We start from the raw sequence: 3042 nt of genomic DNA, 5'->3' as shown, positions 1-3042 counted from the left end.
CTGCAGATATTTTATGGTCGCAATTCGTAAAAGCGGACCCTACATTTAAGGGAAGCTATGACGTACACATTCCTGAAAACGAAAAGGGTGCCGTAGAAATTGCTAGAAATCCCGACCCTTCTACTTATTGGAAAGCAGATTATCGATACTTCGATCAACATACCTTGAAAGAAATTGAAGTAAAACACATGTTTGGAAGACTATCAAATGCCAGCACAGCTGATAAAATTTTAAGGATGAACTATGACATCCATATTGGCGCCATAGCCGGAATCCCTGGAAAGATATTAGCTTTCATTGCCAGCTTAGTAGCCGCCAGCATGCCAGTAACAGGTGTTATTATTTGGTGGGGTAGAAGAAAAAAACAGACCAAACCAAAGCTTATTTAGAATTATTCAAAATAATTTGGAAAGCAGAGAAATTCCATGTTAATTTGCGTTGTTTAGAATTAATCCAAATACAAGTAGTAGCTAATTGGCTGCCAATTAATAGACTTATAATTATATACGAATGAAGAAAATAAATTTACTACTCGCCTTATTCATGATCGCATTACATGTGAATGCACAAACTAAGTTTGATCAAGATCGTGAAGCAATTAAAGCTTTAGCTGGATTTTACAAAGTGACTTTCAATTATACTGAAACCTTTTCGCCAGACGACGATTATAAATTTCATGAGAAACATCGTTCATCAGCTAAAGAATGGGCATTAATTCTAGAAGATTCTCCTAAAAAAATTGTCATCCAACATTTATTGGTAATGAGAGGCGACAGTATGATCATTAAACATTGGAGAGAAGACTGGACTTATGAAGACACGCAAATTTTAGCTTATGATAAGAACGATACTTGGAAAAAAGTTAACCTAACAGCAAACGATGTAAAAGGAAAATGGACCCAAAAAGTTTATCAAGTGGATGATAGTCCACGTTACCAAGCTATTGGCACTTGGGTACACGTAGATGGAAAACACCAATGGCAAAGTAATTCAGATTCACCATTACCTCGTCGTGAGTATTCCGAGCGTAGCGATTACAATGTGCTTAACCGCGGCAACACACTTTATTTAACCAAAACTGGTTGGATGTTCGAACAGGACAATAAAAAAATTATCCGTTCAGAAAGTGGAGATAAATTATTAGCAATGGAAAAAGGATTGGAAGAATTTGTTAAAACTGATCCAAAATCATTCGGATACGCGCAAACTTGGTGGAAAGAGCAAGAAAAATTCTGGAAAGATGCTCGCGAAACATGGGATGTTGTTTTTGCAGAAAACAATGTAATCAAACTTACGCCGAAAGTTGACAACAAGTTATTATATGAACAATTTTTTGCACTAGGAAACCAATCTGTTAAGGAGAAATGGGATTCTGCTAAAAATAAAGAAGGAGTTAAAAAAATTATTTTAGCTTACCTTTCTAAAGGCTAATTCAAGCCGACACTCTGATATATTAGCCGATACATACGCCGCAGTCGCAATTTATTTTTGTAGCTGCGGCTTTTTTATTGCCTTGTTGCTATATTGCGACTGTATGAAAAAAGCCATCATTTTACTACTCTTACTATCTAGTAACTTTAGTTTTGCGCAAGATCTAGCTTACACACGCCAAATGCTAGCAAAATTAACTTCGCCTAATTTTTGGGGAAGAGGTTATACTAGAAATGGTATGGCAAAGGCAGCCGATTTCTTAGCGAAAGAATTTAAGACTATAGGATTAAATCCAATAAGTGCATCAGGCTACAAACAAAATTTTACTTTTCCTGTAAACTCATTTCCTGGAAAAATGATGGTCAAAATAAATGGCCAGAAGCTTTCACCAGGCAAAGATTTCATTATTAATCAAGCGAGCAAAGGGCTAATAAGCAAGGGCAATTTAGTTCAAACAGATAGCATTCATTTTATCTCCCAAGCCCAAAAATTAATTATCACACTTCAACAAAAACTAACTTGGTCGGTAGCGACAAAAGAGAACGATTTTACTGAACTATTACTTAAAAAAGGAGTTATAGCTGATACACTTAGACGCTTTGATGTAGCAATTGAAAACAAATTTATTTCTCAGTTTCAGGCCTCCAACGTATGTGCAATGGTTAAAGGTACCAAACACCCAGATTCGATACTTTTAATTACCGCACACTACGATCATCTTGGAGGTATGGGAAGCAAAACCTATTTTCCTGGAGCTAATGACAATGCAAGTGGCGTTGCTCTTTTGCTAAGTTTGGCCAAGTTTTATGCACAAAACCCTCAATCTTATACTATTGCTTTTATCTGCTTCGCGGCCGAGGAAGCAGGACTAATTGGATCCAAATATTTTACCGAAAATCCTGTAATTGACCTATCGAAAATTAGGTTTATGGTCAATTTAGATCTCGTGGGTACGGGTGAAACTGGAGCAACGGTGGTAAATGCCACATTGCACTCGAGAGAGTTTGAACTATTAAATAAAATAAACAAGCAATCAAATCTCTTGCCTAAGATTAACTCCAGAGGTAAGGCGGCCAATAGCGACCATTACTTTTTTACGGAAAAAGGTGTTCCTGCTTTTTTTCTATATACTCAAGGCGGTATCAGTGCTTATCACGACATCTATGACAGAGCCGAAACCTTGCCATTCACAGTTTACGGAAATCTGTTTAAGCTCATCACTGGCTTCCATACAGCGCTCATGCAAAAATAACCGTTTCCAGCCTGAGTATAGGGACTGATTTAGGCCTGGTTATCCTTTGCTTATCTATTAACCACAATTTAAACTGAAGTTAACAGGGATTTAACAGGGAGTTTACTCGGATTTGTCCCTATAAAGTCCCTGTTAAATCCCTGTTACCTCCCTGTGAAGTCCCTGTTAATGAATAATCCGGCAATAAGAAGAATGGTAGCTGACCAGGAACCAAATAGTCCCCTGTCATTATTTTGTTTAGTTTATTATTTTCTTGAACAAATTAGCTTAGATAATGTTAATTTGACAAAAAATCACAAACTATGTCGTTGCTCTTTACCCCTCTCACAATAAAAAACATTATCTTAAAAAATAGAATT

At 36.6% G+C, this 3042-nt stretch carries 3 protein-coding genes; all 3 read left to right on the top strand.

Going from position 1 to position 3042, the window contains the following annotated elements; translation table 11 throughout:
* On the top strand, nucleotides 1-389 hold a 389-nt coding region (locus WC622_RS16725; RefSeq protein WP_372820830.1), incomplete at its 5' end, for a PepSY-associated TM helix domain-containing protein.
* Nucleotides 390-510: 121 nt separating this feature from the next.
* Entirely contained in the window at nucleotides 511-1431 is a 921-nt protein-coding gene (locus WC622_RS16720; protein WP_372820829.1) for a DUF6607 family protein, read from the top strand.
* Nucleotides 1432-1534: 103 nt separating this feature from the next.
* Nucleotides 1535-2683 carry a M28 family metallopeptidase gene (locus tag WC622_RS16715; protein WP_372820828.1) on the top strand — a complete coding sequence of 383 codons (1149 nt, stop codon included), beginning with the start codon at nucleotides 1535-1537 and terminating at the stop codon, nucleotides 2681-2683.
* The last annotated feature ends 359 nt before the right edge of the window (nucleotides 2684-3042 follow it).

The organism is Pedobacter sp. (assembly GCF_041662865.1).
GTDB lineage: Bacteria > Bacteroidota > Bacteroidia > Sphingobacteriales > Sphingobacteriaceae > Pedobacter.
The sequence above is the reverse complement of the archived record's forward strand: the minus strand, read 5'-3'. Positions and strand labels throughout refer to the sequence as shown.